The sequence below is a fragment of the Mycobacterium sp. SMC-2 genome (assembly GCF_025263485.1).
Taxonomy (GTDB): Bacteria; Actinomycetota; Actinomycetes; order Mycobacteriales; family Mycobacteriaceae; genus Mycobacterium.
The window spans coordinates 5,189,583-5,205,879 of record NZ_CP079863.1; the positions used below are offsets into that span (position 1 = coordinate 5,189,583).

The window sequence follows — 16,297 nt, forward strand, 5'->3', positions numbered from 1 at the left end:
CGTGCGGTGGCGACCGGCTTGGACACGAGACCGGCTCCAATCCGGGCCGCCGCGACCGCAGCTTGCCCAGCGGAGGTAGAACACGTTCTAATTCTCCCCATGGATTACGGCCTTGTGCTTTTTACCAGCGACCGTGGCATCTCTCCGGCGTCGGCCGCGAAGCTTGCCGACGAACACGGCTTCACGACCTTTTACGTTCCCGAACACACCCACATCCCGATCAAGCGCGAGGCGGCGCACCCCACGACGGGCGACGCGTCGCTTCCCGACGACCGCTACATGCGGACGCTGGACCCATGGGTAAGTCTGGGCGCGGCGTGCGCCGTCACGTCGCGAGTGCGGCTGTCGACGGCGGTCGCGCTGCCCGTCGAACACGATCCGATCACGTTGGCCAAAAGCATTGCCACCCTTGACCATTTGTCCGGTGGACGGGTCAGCCTCGGCGTCGGGTTCGGCTGGAACACCGACGAGCTGGCCGACCACGGCGTGCCGCCCGCGCGCCGCCGCACCATGCTGCGCGAGTACATCGAAGCCATGCGGGAGCTGTGGACCAAAGAGGAAGCCGCCTACGACGGCGAGTTCGTCAAGTTCGGTCCGAGCTGGGCATGGCCCAAGCCCGTGCAGCCACATATTCCCGTGCTGGTGGGTGCCGCCGGGAACGAGAAGAACTTCAAGTGGATCGCCCGCAGCGCCGACGGCTGGATCACCACCCCGCGCGACTTCGACATCGAGGAGCCGGTGAAGTTGCTGCAGGACACCTGGGCGGCCGCCGGCCGTGACGGTGCCCCGCAGATCGTGGCGCTGGACCTCAAGCCGATCCCCGAGAAACTCGCCAAATGGGCCGAGCTGGGGGTGACCGAGGTGCTGTTCGGCCTGCCGGACCGCGCCGAGGACGAGGTCGTCGCCTACGTCGAGCGGCTGGCGGGCAAGCTGGCCGCCCTCGTCTGACAAGACTGCGCATCCGCAGACATAACCCACCACGGCCCGCACACCGCGGCGTGTCGTGTGTGTGGTTTGCGTGTCGCGGAACGACGGTGCGTCAGGCCAACGTGCAGCGGTTGCCGTAGTCGAAGGAGCGCACCCGCACCGATTGACCCAGCGGGTCGCCATCGATCAGCAGCGCGATCAGTTCGTCGTCCTCGGTGGTGGACAAAAACCGGCTGCCGTCGTCCAGCCGGCCGATGATGATCCCGGTCGGGCGGCCGTCGTCGCGCCGCACCGTATAGGTCTCGACGGTGCCGACGCCGTCGGCCCGCTCGATCACCGACTCGGTCGGCCAATCGGCGACCTGCTGCTGCGCCTGCGCGCTGCGGGCGGGCTTCCATTCCGCCGGAGTGGTGGAGTACACGCCGACCGAGTACTTGCTCAGGATGCCGCCGTTGGCGCCCACGAGGCCGAATTCGCCCGGCGTCCTTCGCATTTGCCCGACGGTCTCGGCGACGGCATGCATCGAGTAGTTGTTGCCGGCGCCGCCGAAGAACGGCAGCCCGCCCGTCAGCGTCAGGCCGCGCGGATCGTCGGGCGCGATGCCCATGCCGTCGCAGATGTTGAACACCGGCACCGGAAAGCAGCTGTACAGATCGAAGGTGGCGACGTCGTCGACGCCGATGCCGGCCATCGCCAGCGCCTCTCGGACGGCCAGGACGTGCGACGGCGCATGCCCGAGATCGGGGCGCTGCAGCAGCGCCTGCTCTTCGAGGTCGGCGTGGCCGTGCAGGTACACCCAGTTCTCCTCGGGCACCCCGAGGCGACGCGCCGCGCCGACCGACATCAGCAGCGCGGCCGCGCCCTGGTTCACCTGGTCGCGGGCGACCATCAGCCGCGGGTACGGCTCCGCGATCATCCGGTTGCGCTCGGTCACGGTGATCAGCTCCTCGACCGTGCGCTCCACCGGCGCGGCGGCGAACGGATTGCTGGCGGCGATCTTGGTGAAGGGCGCGAAGAGCTCGCCCATCCGCCGGCGGTACTCCGCCGGCCCCAACCCGGTCCCGGCCCGGCGGGCATTCTCCAACAGCGCGTACTGGATCGGCGCGCTGGTCAGCCCGTGCATGACGGTGTAGCGCGACACGAGCTTCTCGATGCCCTGGCCCCGGTCTTCGAGGTCACCGTCGACCGTCTCGGTGAAGTCGGGCCTGGCTTCGGCTTTGGCGAAGTAGCGCAGCGTCGACGTCGCGTCCGAACCGAACACCATCGCGGCCTGGGAGCGGCCCGCCGCGATCTCCCCGGCCAGCTCGCTGATCAGGTGCTGAGGCCCCTGGCCGCCGACGATCTCGAGGATCGCGCGGGCGGGCGAGGCGCCGATGCGGTTGGCCACGGATCGCGGGTAGTTGTTCGAACGCCCCAGCGGCGCATTGATAATGCCGGAGATCTCGAACTGCCTGACACCGGCCACGGTGTCGATCACCGCCGCGACGTCCCCGGCACCACAGTCGTCGACGGCGGCCCGAGCCGCCGCCGCGGCAAGTTCGACGGGCGACATCCCGCGGTAGGTCGGGTCGTCGATGCGCTCGGCGGCCTGCCCCACGCCGACGACGACGGGGGTGTTCGGGTCCAGATTCATAGACCAACTATCTACCGCAGGCCCGTCCCCGGGCCTAATCGGGGGCCCGCTCGGCAACCCCTACAGGCTCTGCAGGATCTCCCGGGCCAATGCCGCGGTCGCCGACGGAGTCTTGCCGACCTTGACGCCGGCGGCCTCCAGGGCCTCCTTCTTGGCGGCCGCGGTTCCCGACGAGCCGGACACGATGGCACCGGCGTGGCCCATCGTCTTGCCTTCGGGCGCAGTGAATCCCGCGACATAGCCGACGACCGGTTTGGAGACGTTCGCCTTGATGTAGTCGGCCGCACGCTCCTCGGCGTCGCCGCCGATCTCACCGATCATCACGATGACCTTGGTGTCGGGGTCCTTCTCGAAGGCCTCGATGGCGTCGATGTGGGTGGTGCCGATCACCGGGTCACCGCCGATGCCGATCGAGGTGGAGAACCCGAAATCGCGCAGCTCGTACATCATCTGGTAGGTCAGCGTGCCTGACTTGGACACCAGCCCGACGGGGCCGGGTCCACTGATGTTGGCGGGGGTGATGCCGGCCAGCGCCTCGCCCGGCGTGATGATGCCCGGGCAGTTGGGCCCGATGATGCGCGTCTTCTGGCCCTGGTCGACGTTGTAGGCCCACGCATAAGCGGTGTCCTGCACCGGAATTCCCTCGGTGATGACGACCAGCAGCGGAATCTCGGCGTCAATGGCCTCGATCATGGCGTCCTTGGCGAATTTCGGCGGCACGAAGCCGACCGACACGTTGGCGCCGGTCTCCTTCATCGCTTCCGCGACGGTGCCGAACACCGGCAGCTCGACGTCCCTGCCTTTCGCGTCGACGTGCGAGACGGTGGTGCCCGCCTTGCGGGCGTTGACGCCGCCCACCACCTGGGTGCCCGCCTTCAGCATCAGCGCGGTGTGCTTGGTGCCCTCGCCGCCGGTGATGCCCTGGACGATGACTTTGGAGTCCTTGTTCAGAAAGATCGACATCGCTTGGCTCCCTTACTTGCTCGCCAGCTCGGCGGCTTTGTCGGCGCCGGCGTCCATGGTGTCGGCCTGGATCACCAGCGGGTGGTTGGCTTGGGCCAGGATGCGTCGGCCTTCGTCGACGTTGTTGCCGTCGAGGCGGACCACGAGCGGCTTGTTGGCCTCGTCACCGAGCATCTTCAGCGCGGTCACGATTCCGTTGGCGACGGCGTCGCACGAGGTGATACCCCCGAACACGTTGACGAACACGCTCTTGACCTGCTTGTCGTTCAGGATGACGTCGAGGCCGGCGGCCATCACCTCGGCCGACGCGCCGCCGCCGATGTCCAGGAAGTTGGCCGGCTTGACGCCGCCGTGCTTTTCGCCGGCGTAGGCGACCACGTCGAGCGTGGACATGACCAGGCCCGCGCCGTTCCCGATGATGCCGACCGCGCCGTCCAGCTTCACGTAGTTGAGGTCGTGTTCCTTGGCCTTGAGCTCGAGCGGGTCGGTGGAGTCGCGGTCCTCGAATTCGGCGTGGCCGGGCTGGCGGAAGTCGGCGTTGGCGTCCAGGGTGACCTTTCCGTCCAGCGCGAGGATCTGGTCGTCGGGGGTGCGCACCAGCGGGTTGACCTCGACCAGGGTGGCATCCTCGGCGACGAAGAGCTCCCACAGCTTGCTGATGGTCACCGCGGCGGCGTCGAGCACCTCGGCCGGCAGGTGCCCCTTCTCGGCGATGGACCGCGCGGTTGCCAGGTCGACACCTTTGACGGCGTTCACCGGGACCTTGGCCAGCCGCTCGGGCTTGGTGGCGGCGACCTCTTCGATTTCCATGCCGCCCTCGACCGAGCACATCGCGAGGTACGTGCGGTTGGCGCGGTCGAGCAGGAAGGAGATGTAGTACTCCTCGGCGATGTCGCTGGCCTCGGCGACCAGCAGCTTCTTGACGATGTGTCCCTTGATGTCGAGACCGAGGATGTTCTTGGCGTGTTGGTAGGCGTCTTCCGGTGTCGCCGCGTACTTGACGCCACCCGCCTTGCCGCGGCCGCCGACCTTGACCTGCGCCTTGACCATCACCGGCGCGCCGACCTCGGTCGCGATTTCCCTTGCGCCCTCGGCGGTGTCGGTCACCCGCCCCGGCGTGGTCGGTACGTTGTGCTTGACGAACAATTCTTTGGCTTGATACTCGAAAAGGTCCATGGACTCTCTGTCTTCGCTCGACTCAACTACTAGGCCTCTTGGTGGGCGGTGCCGCATTCCGCAACTCGCACGGACGAACTGTATCCACCGTCCAACCGGCTGTTTCCGGCGCGTCCGGCGATGTGGCACAGCTCACGGCGTAGCTGCATACCCGGTCCGTGACCCAAATCACAATTTCGGGTCGGATAGCGCGACGAGGTTGCCAGCTCCGCGAGTCAGCGGATACCTTCCTAGGGTCCAGATAACGTTATGGTCACGATACGAGGGCATTTCAGCTTGTCCCAGCACCGTTTAGCTCCTTCTACTGCTGATACAGCAGGCGTGGTGAGGGTTGGTCGCGCGGCAGGCGGCCGGGGGACGGAACCGCATCGCAACGAAGTCACCGAAATCCTCCCACTCGACGGCTTCAACTTCGACGACCTGGATTGGCGCGACGAGGTCAGCGACCTCGGCGACCTCGACTACAGCAACGACTCCACCTTCGACAACGAAGCGCAGGTGTTGCTGGCGCCCGAGCTCGATGACCTGAACGAGGCCGACGACCCGGCACCGCTGTGGCTGGCCGCACCCGTGACCGAGCTGCTGCCGCGTGTGGTTGTCGGACCCGAGCCGCGACGGGGTCGCCCGCACGCCACCGACGTCGTTGGTGTGGCCCGACACCGCGGGCAGCATCGCAAGCAACCGACCAGCGCGGCCAGGGGCCGCCTGCTCATCTCGGCGATGGCCGCCGGCGCGGCCGCCGCGGCGGCGCACACGGCCACCAGCCACGCCGATTCGCCCAAGACCGAGGCCGTGCTCACCGCGAACGCGTCGGCGCTCATCGGTGGATCGGGCACCAACACCATCCGCGGCCCCCAGGTGGTCGCCCTCGAGCCGGCGGCGAGCGCCGCGCTGCACAACCAGGAGCTCGCCAAGGGCATCGCGTTCGCTAACGACCGAGCCCAACGTGAGGCGCGGCTGCAGCAGCCGCTCTACGTGATGCCGACGAAGGGCATCTTCACCTCCAACTTCGGTTACCGCTGGGGCGTGCTGCACGCCGGCATCGACCTGGCCAACTCGATCGGGACACCCATTTACGCCGTGTCCGACGGCGTCGTCATCGATGCCGGCCCGGCCGCCGGCTACGGGGCACTGGTCAAGCTGCGCCACGCCGACGGTACGGTCACCCTCTACGGCCACGTCAACACCACGCTGGTCAGCGTCGGCCAGCGCGTGATGGCCGGCGACCAGATCGCCACCATGGGCAACCGCGGCAACTCCACCGGCCCGCACCTGCATTTCGAGGTGCTCCAGGGCGGCACCGAACGAATCGACCCCGTGCCGTGGCTGGCTAAGCGAGGTCTTATGGTCGGCAACTACGCTGGTTGAGGTGACCGCGCCGAATCAACCATCCCCCGGTCCGCAGCCGTCCGAGTCGACGCCATCGGACTCGCAAACTCGCATCATCCGCCGGGCACCCACCGGAGCGATCCCCATAACGCCGGAATTCCCGACCACCCACATCCCCACCCAGCCACCGCCGTACCAGGGCGCTCCCCGCGCGGGACGCCAACCAACTCCGGGTGCGCCGGCCACTGAGCCCAGCGACCGGACGGCCGTCGCCGCCTGCGCCGTCAGCATCGTCAGTGGTTGGGCCACGTCGGTGGTCGCGACCGACCTGATCGCCGGCTGGTGGCGAAGCGACCGGCTGTTCTGCATCGCGATCGCATTCCTGGCCCTGGTGTTCGCCGCGGCCACGGTGTCGGGCGTGATCCTGTTGCTGCAGCACCGCCCCTTCGGGCGCTACCTCATCGTGACCGGCGCCCTCGTCGCGGTGCTGACCTACCTGGGTGTTTTCATCGCCGGTGCCCGTGTCGCGTGGGTCGTGCACCTGCTGCCGCTGCTGCCGATCGCCAGCGTGGTGCTGGCGATGCACCCGCGAACCAAACGCTGGGTGGAGGCTTGACCCGCCCCGCGGGTGAGACCATTAGGCGACTTTCAAATCCGATATCACCGGCGATATCAAGTTCCGGAATCGTCTGATGGTCCGCAGCCGCGCCTCCTTAGAGCTTGCTGATCGGCGCGTGGTTGTGCATCAGCTTGACCCGTCCCGCGCTGCCGAAATCGATGAGCGACATGGCCGATTCGCCGACGCCGGAAACCTCTTCGACGCGGCCCAGCCCGTACTTGTCGTGCGTCACCCGGTCGCCGGGCTCGAGCACCAGCAGCGGTCGCTTGCCCGCGCCCGAACGCGTCGGCGCCGCGCGCGGCGTACCGAACCGGCCCGCGCCACTCACCGGAGCGCTGAATGACGGGGCCGGCGCCGTGCGCCGCCACTCGATGAGTTCCTGCGGAATCTCCCGCAGGAAGCGGGATTCCGGGTTGAGCATCGGCTGCCCCCAGGAGGACCGGACGATGGCCCTGCTCAGATACAGCCGCTGACGGGCGCGGGTGATGCCGACGTAGGCCAGCCGCCGCTCCTCGGACAGCTCCGTCGAGTCGTCCAGCGCACGCATGTGCGGGAACATCCCGTCCTCCCAGCCCGTGACGAACACCACCGGGAACTCCAGCCCCTTGGCGGTGTGCAGCGTCATCAGGGTGACCATGCCGGCTCCGTCGTCGGGGATGTCGTCGCTGTCGGAAACCAGCGATACCCGTTCCAGGAATTCCGCCAGCACGCCGGTGTCCGGCACGTCCTCATCGTCCGGGGCCTGCAACGACTCGTCCAACGCGGCCGCGTTGGCCCGGTCGGTGCTGAATTCGTGTGCCACGCTCACGAGTTCGTTGAGGTTGTCCAGGCGGGCCAGATCCTGGGGATCGGTCGAGGACTCCAACTCGCGGCGGTAGCCGGTACGTTCGAGCACCGACTCGACCAGATCGCCGAGATCCTCGTCGAGGCGGCCCCGGAGCTCGTCGAGCAGTTCAACGAAACCGGTGATCGCCTTCTCCGCGCGCGAATTGAGCATGGGCACTTTGCCTTGGGCGGCGGCCACCAGCGCGTCGGCGAAACTCGCGCCGGTGTTCTCCGCGTACACCGCCACGCAGGCCTCGGCACGATCACCGATGCCACGGCGTGGGGTGTTGAGGATGCGCCGCATACTGACCGCGTCACCGGGGTTGTCCAGCACCCGCAGATAGGCCACGATGTCGCGAATCTCTTTGCGCTCGTAAAACCGCACGCCCCCAACGACTTTGTAGGGAATGCCGGCGCGGATGAACACCTCTTCGAAGGACCGCGACGAGTTGTTGGTGCGATAGAACACGGCCACGTCGTTATAGGTGATCTCGCCCCGGTCGGCGAGCGCGTCGATTTCCTCGGCGACGAACCGGGCCTCGTCGTGCTCGTTGTCCGCGACGTAGCCGACGATCAACTCACCGGCACCCGCGTCGGTCCACAGCCGTTTGTCCCGGCGCCCGGAGTTGCGGGCGATCACGGAGTTGGCCGCCGACAGGATGTTTTGCGTCGAACGGTAATTCTGTTCCAGCAGAATGGTTGTCGCGTCCGGATAGTCGCGTTCGAAGTCCTCGATGTTGCGAATCGTGGCGCCGCGGAAGGCATAGATCGACTGATCGGCGTCGCCGACGACGCACAATTCGGCCGGCGGCACGTCGTCGGGAGATTCGGTGGCGCCGTGACCGACCAGTTCCCGCACCAGCACGTACTGCGCATGGTTGGTGTCCTGATACTCGTCGACCAGGACGTGACGGAATCGCCGGCGGTAGTGCTGGGCGATCTGCGGGAAGGCCCGCAGCACCGCGACCGTTTCGCCGATCAGGTCGTCGAAGTCCAGCGCGTTGGCAGCCCGCAGCCGTCGCTGGTATTCGCCGTAGACAGAGGCCACGGTGCGAACCAGGTCGTCGGAGTCATCCGTCAGCCTGGCCACCGCGTCGGCGGGGTCGATCAATTCGTTCTTCAGGTTGGATATGGCGTTGGCCAGCAGCCGAGGCGAATAGCGCTTGATGTCGAGCCCCATGTCGCGCCCGATCATCTGCAGCAGGCGGCGGGAATCGTCGGCGTCGTAGATCGAGAAGTTGGAATTGAGGCCCTCGATCAACGACGCCTGGTTGCGCAGGATGCGGACACACGTCGAGTGGAAGGTGGACACCCACATGGCGCGGGCGCGGTTGCCGACTAGCCGCACCACGCGTTCGCGCATCTCGGCCGCGGCCTTGTTGGTGAACGTGATGGCCAAAATCTGGCCGACCCCTACGCCGCGCGCCGCGATCAGATAGGCGATGCGGCGCGTCAACACCGCGGTCTTGCCCGAGCCGGCGCCCGCCACGATCAGCAGCGGCGAGCCCTCGTGCACCACCGCCTTGCGCTGTTGCGGGTTGAGACCTTCGAGCAGCTGGTCTGCTTCGGAGGCCAGATTGGCATCGGTTACATACACACTCATGTTGGTCCAAACTTACCGCCGCCCACCGACACACGCGGCCAGGCATCAGACCAGGCTAGTGCCCCGAACGCCCTTCGCCCGGAAAATCCGCACCTGCAAAATTGGGTGTTTCGCGGTCCAATACGCGACCTGGCCGGAAATGGCCGCTTATTACACCCGGGTCGAAAAGCGCCCATAAATGCGTCCGAGTTTGCGTCGCCGCCAATCTCGCGCAATCCGCCATAAGCGCCGAATTCGGCCCCGCGTTAACGGAATCCACACCCGCGGGCGATCCCCGCACGGGCACCGGCGCAACCAAACACACCGACAGTCCCGCCGGGCCACGGACGGGCTAATGGCCAGTTCAAGCACGCCTTTTTGCGCGGGAGCCGTTTTTAGTGGCACACTCGTTTGGTGCTCAACGCGCAGTGCCATCGGCAGCCTGGCGTCCCGAACAGCCGCCGATTTTTTTACGGGTACCGGTTCGCGGTCCCCGTGGTCTAGCTGCTTCAAAAGAGCCCCGTGGTCCGCTTCCGGAGATCGGGGCTCCTCTCTTTTGTGAGGCCCGAAACCGGATGAGACCACAACCCCCACATCCCGAGAATGCGGAGTTAGCAGAGATGAAGGTTGAGACGGTGCAAACCCCACAAAAGGTCGACGCCGAAGAGTTGAGCATCGACGACTTGCGCCATGAGATCGACCGGCTCGACGCCGAGATCCTCGCCGCGGTGAAGCGGCGCACCGAGGTGTCGCAGGCGATCGGCAAGGTACGGATGGCCTCCGGCGGCACGCGGCTCGTCCACAGCCGCGAAATGAAGGTGATCGAACGCTACAGCGAGCTCGGTCCCGACGGTAAGGACCTCGCGATCCTGCTGCTGCGGTTGGGCCGGGGCCGGCTCGGCCACTGAGTCGGCCGTCGCGCCGGACTGCGTCGCGCTTGCGACCGCTAGACCCCATGGTGACGGCCCGCCGCGCCCGGCTACGCCGCGCTTGCGACCGTCATTAGGGTCGAACTATGACCTCCGCGCGAAGCCTCCCCGACATCACCGCCACCGCAGCGTGGGACGCCCTGCGCAGGCATCACGACCGAATCGGCGCGACCCATCTGCGCCAGTTCTTCGACGAGGATCCCGACCGCGGGCGTGAGCTCACCGTCTCGGTCGGCGACCTCTACATCGACTACAGCAAACACCGCATCACCCGAGAGACACTGCGGCTACTGGTCGATCTGGCGCGGACGGCTAACCTCGAAGAGCGTCGCGACCAGATGTTCGCCGGCGCCCACATCAACGTCTCGGAGGATCGGGCGGTTTTGCACACCGCGCTGCGTCTGCCCCGGGACGCCGAACTGATCGTCGACGGCCACAACGTCGTCGAGGACGTACACGCCGTGCTGGACCGGATGGGCGACTTCACCGACCGGTTACGCAGCGGTGAATGGACCGGGGCCACCGGAAAAAGAATCAGCACCGTGGTCAACATCGGCATCGGCGGGTCGGACCTGGGTCCGGTGATGGTCTACCAGGCGCTGCGCCACTACGCCGACGCCGGGATTTCGGCCCGCTTCGTCTCCAACGTCGACCCGGCCGACCTCATCGCCACCCTGGCCGACTTGGACCCCGCCACAACGCTTTTCATCGTCGCGTCGAAAACGTTCTCCACGCTGGAGACCCTGACCAACGCGACCGCGGCGCGCCGCTGGCTGACCGATGCGCTCGGTGACGCCGCGGTGTCCAAGCATTTCGTGGCGGTCTCCACCAACAAGCGCCTGGTCGACGACTTCGGCATCAACACCGACAACATGTTCGGGTTCTGGGACTGGGTCGGCGGACGGTACTCCGTCGACTCGGCGATCGGCCTCTCGGTGATGGCAGCGATCGGCAAGGAGGCCTTCGCCGATTTCCTGTCCGGATTCCACATCGTGGACCGGCATTTCAAGACCGCGCCGCTGGAGGCCAACGCGCCGGTGCTGCTCGGGCTGATCGGGCTGTGGTACTCCAACTTCATGGGCGCCCAATCGCGCGCGGTACTGCCCTATTCCAACGACTTGGCGCGATTCGCCGCCTACCTACAGCAGCTGACCATGGAATCGAACGGCAAGTCGACGCGCGCCGACGGCACTCCGGTCACCACCGACACCGGCGAAATCTTTTGGGGCGAGCCGGGAACCAACGGCCAGCATGCCTTCTACCAATTACTGCATCAGGGCACCCGGCTGGTGCCGGCCGACTTCATCGGCTTCAGCCAGCCCATCGACGACCTGCCCACCGCCGACGGCACCGGCAGCATGCACGACTTGCTGATGAGCAACTTCTTCGCCCAGACCCAAGTGCTGGCGTTCGGTAAGACCGCCGAGGAGATCGCCGCGGAAGGCACGCCGGCCGACATCGTGTCGCACAAGGTGATGCCCGGCAATCGGCCGTCGACGTCGATCCTGGCCGATCGGCTCACCCCGTCAGTGCTGGGCCAATTAATCGCGCTCTACGAGCATCAGGTCTTCACCGAGGGCGTCATCTGGGGCATCGACTCGTTCGACCAGTGGGGCGTGGAACTGGGCAAAACGCAGGCGAAAGCGCTGCTCCCGGTGATCACGTCGGACGGCTCGCCGCCACCGCAGTCGGACAGCTCGACCGACGCGCTGGTCCGCCGCTACCGGACCGAACGCGGGCGCACCAGCTAGTAGCCCTCACCCGGTTCGGCTCATGACGTCGGAGCCGAGTCGCCGTACGAAGGTGCGCAAGCGTTCCACCGTCGCGGTCTGCGGGTCACTGAGGTGGAGCTGCAGCAGTTCGCGTCCGGCGGCGTGCAGGATCCGCGCGGTGTATTCGGGATCGTGCACGTACGGATTGATGCGCAGCAGCTCGGTGACGAAGAACTCCAGCACGACGGCCTGGGATTGAGCCAGCCGCGCATACAACTCCGGCGGAGCGCCCTGCGGTGGGAACAAGAACAGCCGCCAGGTTGCCGGGTGGGCGTCGACCGCGGCCAGCACGCCGTCGAACGCGACCACGAGCGACTGATTCTCGGCGACGGCATCCAAGCCGGAGACCGCCTCGGCGAACTGGGCGCCGGCCCGGGCGGCCTCGCGGTCGATTAGTGCGACGAAGAGTCCCGCCGGGTCCCCGAACAGCTGATAGATCAACGACCGATTGATGCCGGCCGCCTCGGCGATGCGGTTCGGTGTGGCCGCGTAAAACCCCTCGGCGTCGACGATCGCGTGCGTGACGTCGAGGATCTGCTCGCGCCGCCCTTCGGCGGTCATCCGCCGCTTCGGGTTGCCCGCGCTCATGCTTGACAGCATAACTAACAACTTGTGAGTATTGCTCACTAAGTGTTAGTAACGGGAGGCAGCGATGGTCACGTACTACCCCGAACTCGCCAGGCGAGTCCACAGCCAGCGCGATTTGCAGCCCGATCTCTACGGTGACTTCGACTTCGACCAGCGACCGGATCGCCTCGCCACGGAGCCCGGCGCGGACTCGGCCCTGCCCACCTGGGTCGCCGACCGCGCGCCGATCCTGGAAGACGAGCGCGTCATGGAATTGATCAGCACGGCCACCCTGCTCGGCGACGTCGTCGCCGATCCCTATGCGGCACTGATGGCCTCGCATAGCGTCGCGGAGCTGATCGACATGCTCAAGACGGCCTGCCGAGAGGGAATCGAGGCGGCGCCCGACGCGCCCCCGGAGCTGGGTTCGTTCATCGCCGCTATGGAGGCCACCCCGGCGTGGATCGACTTCGACCTGGTGCGCGAGGGCGCCCGCCAGGAGCGGATCCCCGCGGCCCTGCTGGCCCCCTTCATCACGCGAGGAGCCTTCATCGCGACCTTCACCAACACCTACGCCGCGCTGCCGATGGCCCTGACCGGCGCGCTCTCGGGCAAGCGGGCCGCCCGGCGGGTCAACGAGACGGCCAGTTTCTTCGCCGTCACCACCCTGCCCGGTGCGCTGGACCGTTACGGCCCGGGCTTCGAGGCCGCCGCCATGGTCCGGCTGATGCACTCGATGGTGCGCTACAACGCGCTGAAGAAATCCGACAAGTGGGATGCCGCCGTGTACGGCATGCCCGTGCCGCAGGTCGACCAGATGCCGGCCGGCATGATCGGCCAGTACCTGCTGGCCCGCAAGGCGCGCCAGCAGGGCCGGACAAAGTTCACCAAAGAAGAGCGCGCCGTCGTCGAATTCGCCAGGTACCGCTGCTTTCTGCTCGGCCTGCCCGAGGAACTCCTGCCGTCCGAACCCGCGGACATCATGCACGTCATGCACGCGCGCTCGGCGCTGCTGCGGGACGGATTCGACGACGTCTGCCGCGAACTCGTCCGCGGGACGATGGCGGCCTATCTGCGGCCCGACACCACCCTGTTCGACCGTTGCGCCGAGGCGGTCGAGAAGAGTTTTTCCAAGCTCACCTTCGTCCGCACGTTCTGCGGCGGCGACCGTGACGTCGCCGAGGCAATGGGCGTCTCAATGGGCCCGACGGACCTCATCCGCGTCGCCCTCACCGCGCCGTTCATCATCGGACGTTTCACCGCCGTGAGCCAGGCCAGCCGCGTCCCCGTGCTGCGGGACATCACCGACGCCTACGTCATCGGGCTGCTCAAGCTACGGCTGGCGACCTACGGCAAGCCCGAATTCACCAGCGACGCAGCGCATTACACACCGGTCCCGCACTGACCTTGGCGCGCGAGCGTCCACAGTTGTACGTGATCGCGCGGCGTTTCGTGTACAGACACGGACGCTCGCGGCCAACGCTTTACAGCTAGGCGAACCACTTGGTGAGCGGCGGTGGCAACACCCGCATCACCTGCACCAGCGGCGCCCACGGCCACCACGGCACCGCCGCCCGGCCGGGCTCGCGTTCGATGGCGGCGACGAGCGCGTTGACGCCGGTCTCGTTGTCAACCATCAACATTGTGCTGTTCGACTTGGCGGTCATCTCCGACTCGATGTAGCCGGGCTCGATCACCGAAACCTTGATGGGGCCCTTGGCGTATTCGGCGCGCAGTGATTCACCCAGCGAGCTCAAGCCGGCCTTGCTCGCGGCGTAGGCGGCCTTGACGCCCGGCACGCCCTTGTTGCCGAGCACCGAGGAGATCAGCACCAGATGGCCCGAACCGCTGTTGTGGAACATCTCCAGCGCGGTCTCGATCTGCACCAGGGCGGCCACCAGGTTGGTCTCGATGGTCGCCTTGTTGGCCCACAGCTTGCCCGAGCCGAGCTTCGCGCCCTTGCCGATGCCGGCGTTGACGATGACTCGGTCGATCCCGCCAAGCTCGTCGCTCAGTTCGCCGAAGACCTTCGGCACCTGCTCGTGGTCGTTGACGTCCAGGGCGGCCACGGCGACCTTGATACCCGGATACCGTTGCAACAGCTCGGCTTTCAGCTCATCGAGCCGGTCGGTGCGCCGGGCGCACAGCGCCAGGTCGCGGCCCTTGGCGGCGAACGCGCGCGCCATGCCCGCGCCCAGGCCGGAACTGGCGCCCGTGATGAGGATCTTCTGACGAGTCACCCGGGCAGCATATCCAGTGCCGGTCCAACGTCGGGTTGTCGGGCTGGAAAGGCGGTTCTCGGCACAACAAGTCGACGCTCGAGCGCCTACTTGAGCAGCCGTGACAGCCGCCGGTCGGCCAGCACCTTGCCGCCGGTCTGGCAGGTCGGGCAGTACTGAAAAGACTTGTCCGCGAACGACACTTCGCGAACGTTGTCCCCGCACACCGGGCAGGGCAGGCCGGTGCGGGCATGCACCCTCAGCCCGGAGCGCTTCTCGCCTTTGAGCGTGGCCGCGCCCTGGCCCACGGATCGGCTCACCGCGTCCCGCAGGACGGTGACCATCGCGTCGTGCAGCGTGGTGAGCTGCTCATCGGTCAGCTTGCCCGCGGTGGCGAACGGCGAGATCTTCGCGACGTGCAGGATTTCGTCGCTGTAGGCGTTGCCGATGCCGGCGATCACCTTCTGGTCTGTGATGACCGTCTTGATCCGCCCGGTATTGCCGGCCAACAGGCCGGCGAGATCCTCGACGCCGAGGTCCAGCGCGTCCGGGCCGAGCGCGGCGATGCCGGGCACCGACTGCGGATCGCCGACCAGCCACACGGCCAGCCGCTTCTGGGTGCCGGCCTCGGTGAGGTCGAACCCCGGCGCCTCGCCGGGCGTGCCCAGGTGCACTCGCAGGGCGATCGGGCTCTTGCCGGGGCGCAGCGGCGCCGCGGCAAGCTTGTCCGACCACCGCAACCACCCCGCCCGCGACAGGTGGGCGATCAAGTAGAGCTCCGCCGCCTGTAGCCCGAGGTACTTGCCCCAGCGGTGGGCCCCCGTCACGGGCTTTCCGTGCAGCGCGCTGATTGGCGGGTCGAAGGTTTTCAGCACGGATAGCGCGCCGACGTCGACGCGACCGATCGTCAAGCCGACGGCATGGCGGCGCAGATGGTCGGCCAGGGCTTCGACCTCGGGCAGTTCGGGCACGCCCTTCAGTCTGCCGGTCGCAGTAAATAGGTGTCCATGATCCAGCCGTGCCGCGCGCGGGCGTCAGCCCGCAGCGCCGCGATGCGCGTTCCGACCTCGCCGACGATGCCCGACACCAGCAACTCGTCGGCGGTGCCCAGGTAGGCGCCCCACCAGATCCGGGTGTCGGCCGGGCACGACTGGAAGGAACACTCGGCGTCGAGCATGACGACCGCCGACCCGGCCAGACCGTGCGCGCGCAGCTGCCGACCGGTGGTGATGAGCACCGATTCGCCGACCTCGTTGAGCGGGATACGGTGTCGGGCGGTCAGCGCCTGCACCGCGGTGATGCCCGGAATCACGTCGAAGGTGAACTCGACCTCGGCCGCTTCTGCCTTGATGGCGTCCAGGATGCGCAGCGTGCTGTCGTACAGCGACGGGTCGCCCCAGGCCAGGAAGGCGCCGACGCCGTCGGGGCCCAGCTCGGCGGCGATCGCCGCCGCCCAGACCCGCGCCCGCGCCGCATGCCAGTCGGACACGGCCCCGCGGTAGTCGGCGTCGGTCGCCCGCTTGGGATCCGGCAGCTCGACGAAGCGGTAGCCGGGCTCGCGGATGAATCGGGCGCAGATCTCGCGTCGCAGCGCCACCAGGTCGCTTTTCGCCTCGCCCTTGTCCATCGCGAAGAACACCTGGGTGTCGTTGAGGGCGTCGACCGCCTGGACGGTCAGGTAGTCGGGGTCACCCGCGCCGATGCCGATCACGTGAATATGCCGACCCAAGAGACCTCCTCCTTGCTTAAATCAGAT

The 16,297-nt window shown here is 67.2% G+C and carries 14 protein-coding genes and 1 pseudogene; 6 read left to right on the top strand and 9 right to left on the bottom strand.

The features are described 5' to 3' along the window. Positions 1-99: 99 nt before the first annotated feature. A complete protein-coding gene (locus KXD96_RS24315; RefSeq protein WP_260740900.1) occupies positions 100-948 on the top strand; it encodes an LLM class F420-dependent oxidoreductase in 849 nt (282 codons plus the stop codon). 91 nt (positions 949-1,039) lie between these two features. Here KXD96_RS24315 and KXD96_RS24320 read toward each other — a convergent pair whose 3' ends face one another. The 3 genes from KXD96_RS24320 to sucC are packed head-to-tail and all read right to left on the bottom strand — an operon-like array spanning position 1,040 to position 4,699. After that, positions 1,040-2,560, bottom strand: coding sequence for an acetyl-CoA acetyltransferase (locus KXD96_RS24320; protein WP_260740903.1), 1,521 nt, complete (start codon positions 2,558-2,560; stop codon positions 1,040-1,042). Positions 2,561-2,620: 60 nt separating this feature from the next. Continuing rightward, complete coding sequence (sucD, locus tag KXD96_RS24325; protein ID WP_260740907.1) at positions 2,621-3,523, bottom strand: succinate--CoA ligase subunit alpha; 903 nt, start codon at positions 3,521-3,523, stop codon at positions 2,621-2,623. Positions 3,524-3,535: 12 nt separating this feature from the next. Further along, positions 3,536-4,699 (bottom strand): ADP-forming succinate--CoA ligase subunit beta, encoded by a 1,164-nt coding sequence (gene sucC / locus KXD96_RS24330; protein ID WP_260740910.1) that lies wholly within the window; start codon positions 4,697-4,699, stop codon positions 3,536-3,538. Between the two features lie 324 nt (positions 4,700-5,023). Between sucC and KXD96_RS24335 the strand changes: the two genes are divergently transcribed. Further along, positions 5,024-6,067, top strand: coding sequence for a M23 family metallopeptidase (locus KXD96_RS24335; RefSeq protein WP_260740912.1), 1,044 nt, complete (start codon positions 5,024-5,026; stop codon positions 6,065-6,067). Position 6,068: 1 nt separating this feature from the next. Further along, positions 6,069-6,644 (top strand): hypothetical protein, encoded by a 576-nt coding sequence (locus tag KXD96_RS24340; protein ID WP_260740913.1) that lies wholly within the window; start codon positions 6,069-6,071, stop codon positions 6,642-6,644. A gap of 97 nt (positions 6,645-6,741) precedes the next feature. Here KXD96_RS24340 and pcrA read toward each other — a convergent pair whose 3' ends face one another. Continuing rightward, a complete protein-coding gene (gene pcrA, locus KXD96_RS24345) occupies positions 6,742-9,075 on the bottom strand; it encodes a DNA helicase PcrA (protein WP_260740916.1) in 2,334 nt (777 codons plus the stop codon). Between the two features lie 554 nt (positions 9,076-9,629). Between pcrA and KXD96_RS24350 the strand changes: the two genes are divergently transcribed. Together KXD96_RS24350 and pgi are read left to right on the top strand one after the other, a co-directional pair. After that, positions 9,630-9,962, top strand: a complete 333-nt coding sequence (locus KXD96_RS24350; protein ID WP_260740920.1) for a chorismate mutase — start codon at positions 9,630-9,632, stop codon at positions 9,960-9,962. 107 nt (positions 9,963-10,069) lie between these two features. Continuing rightward, complete coding sequence (gene pgi / locus KXD96_RS24355) at positions 10,070-11,734, top strand: glucose-6-phosphate isomerase (RefSeq protein WP_260740923.1); 1,665 nt, start codon at positions 10,070-10,072, stop codon at positions 11,732-11,734. A 6-nt stretch (positions 11,735-11,740) separates the two neighbouring features. Here the strand turns inward: pgi and KXD96_RS24360 are convergent, their stop codons facing one another. Beyond that, the gene (locus KXD96_RS24360; protein WP_260745533.1) at positions 11,741-12,316 is read right to left on the bottom strand and encodes a TetR/AcrR family transcriptional regulator; all 576 of its coding nucleotides are present in this window, start codon (positions 12,314-12,316) and stop codon (positions 11,741-11,743) included. A gap of 91 nt (positions 12,317-12,407) precedes the next feature. Here KXD96_RS24360 and KXD96_RS24365 point away from each other — a divergent pair, with 91 nt between their 5' ends. Continuing rightward, positions 12,408-13,727 carry a DUF2236 domain-containing protein gene (locus tag KXD96_RS24365; RefSeq protein ID WP_260740924.1) on the top strand — a complete coding sequence of 440 codons (1,320 nt, stop codon included), beginning with the start codon at positions 12,408-12,410 and terminating at the stop codon, positions 13,725-13,727. 85 nt (positions 13,728-13,812) lie between these two features. Here the strand turns inward: KXD96_RS24365 and KXD96_RS24370 are convergent, their stop codons facing one another. The 4 genes and pseudogenes from KXD96_RS24370 to cobF form a co-directional block, all read right to left on the bottom strand. Then, positions 13,813-14,562, bottom strand: a complete 750-nt coding sequence (locus KXD96_RS24370; RefSeq protein ID WP_260740926.1) for an SDR family oxidoreductase — start codon at positions 14,560-14,562, stop codon at positions 13,813-13,815. A gap of 86 nt (positions 14,563-14,648) precedes the next feature. After that, on the bottom strand, positions 14,649-15,116 hold the full coding sequence (locus KXD96_RS24375; RefSeq protein ID WP_260745534.1) for a zinc finger domain-containing protein: 468 nt from the start codon (positions 15,114-15,116) through the stop codon (positions 14,649-14,651). Positions 15,117-15,317: 201 nt separating this feature from the next. Beyond that, positions 15,318-15,512: pseudogene (locus KXD96_RS24380) on the bottom strand (DNA-formamidopyrimidine glycosylase family protein); the annotation flags it as partial. A 5-nt stretch (positions 15,513-15,517) separates the two neighbouring features. Beyond that, positions 15,518-16,270, bottom strand: a complete 753-nt coding sequence (cobF, locus tag KXD96_RS24385; RefSeq protein WP_260740930.1) for a precorrin-6A synthase (deacetylating) — start codon at positions 16,268-16,270, stop codon at positions 15,518-15,520. Between the last annotated feature and the right edge of the window lie 27 nt (positions 16,271-16,297).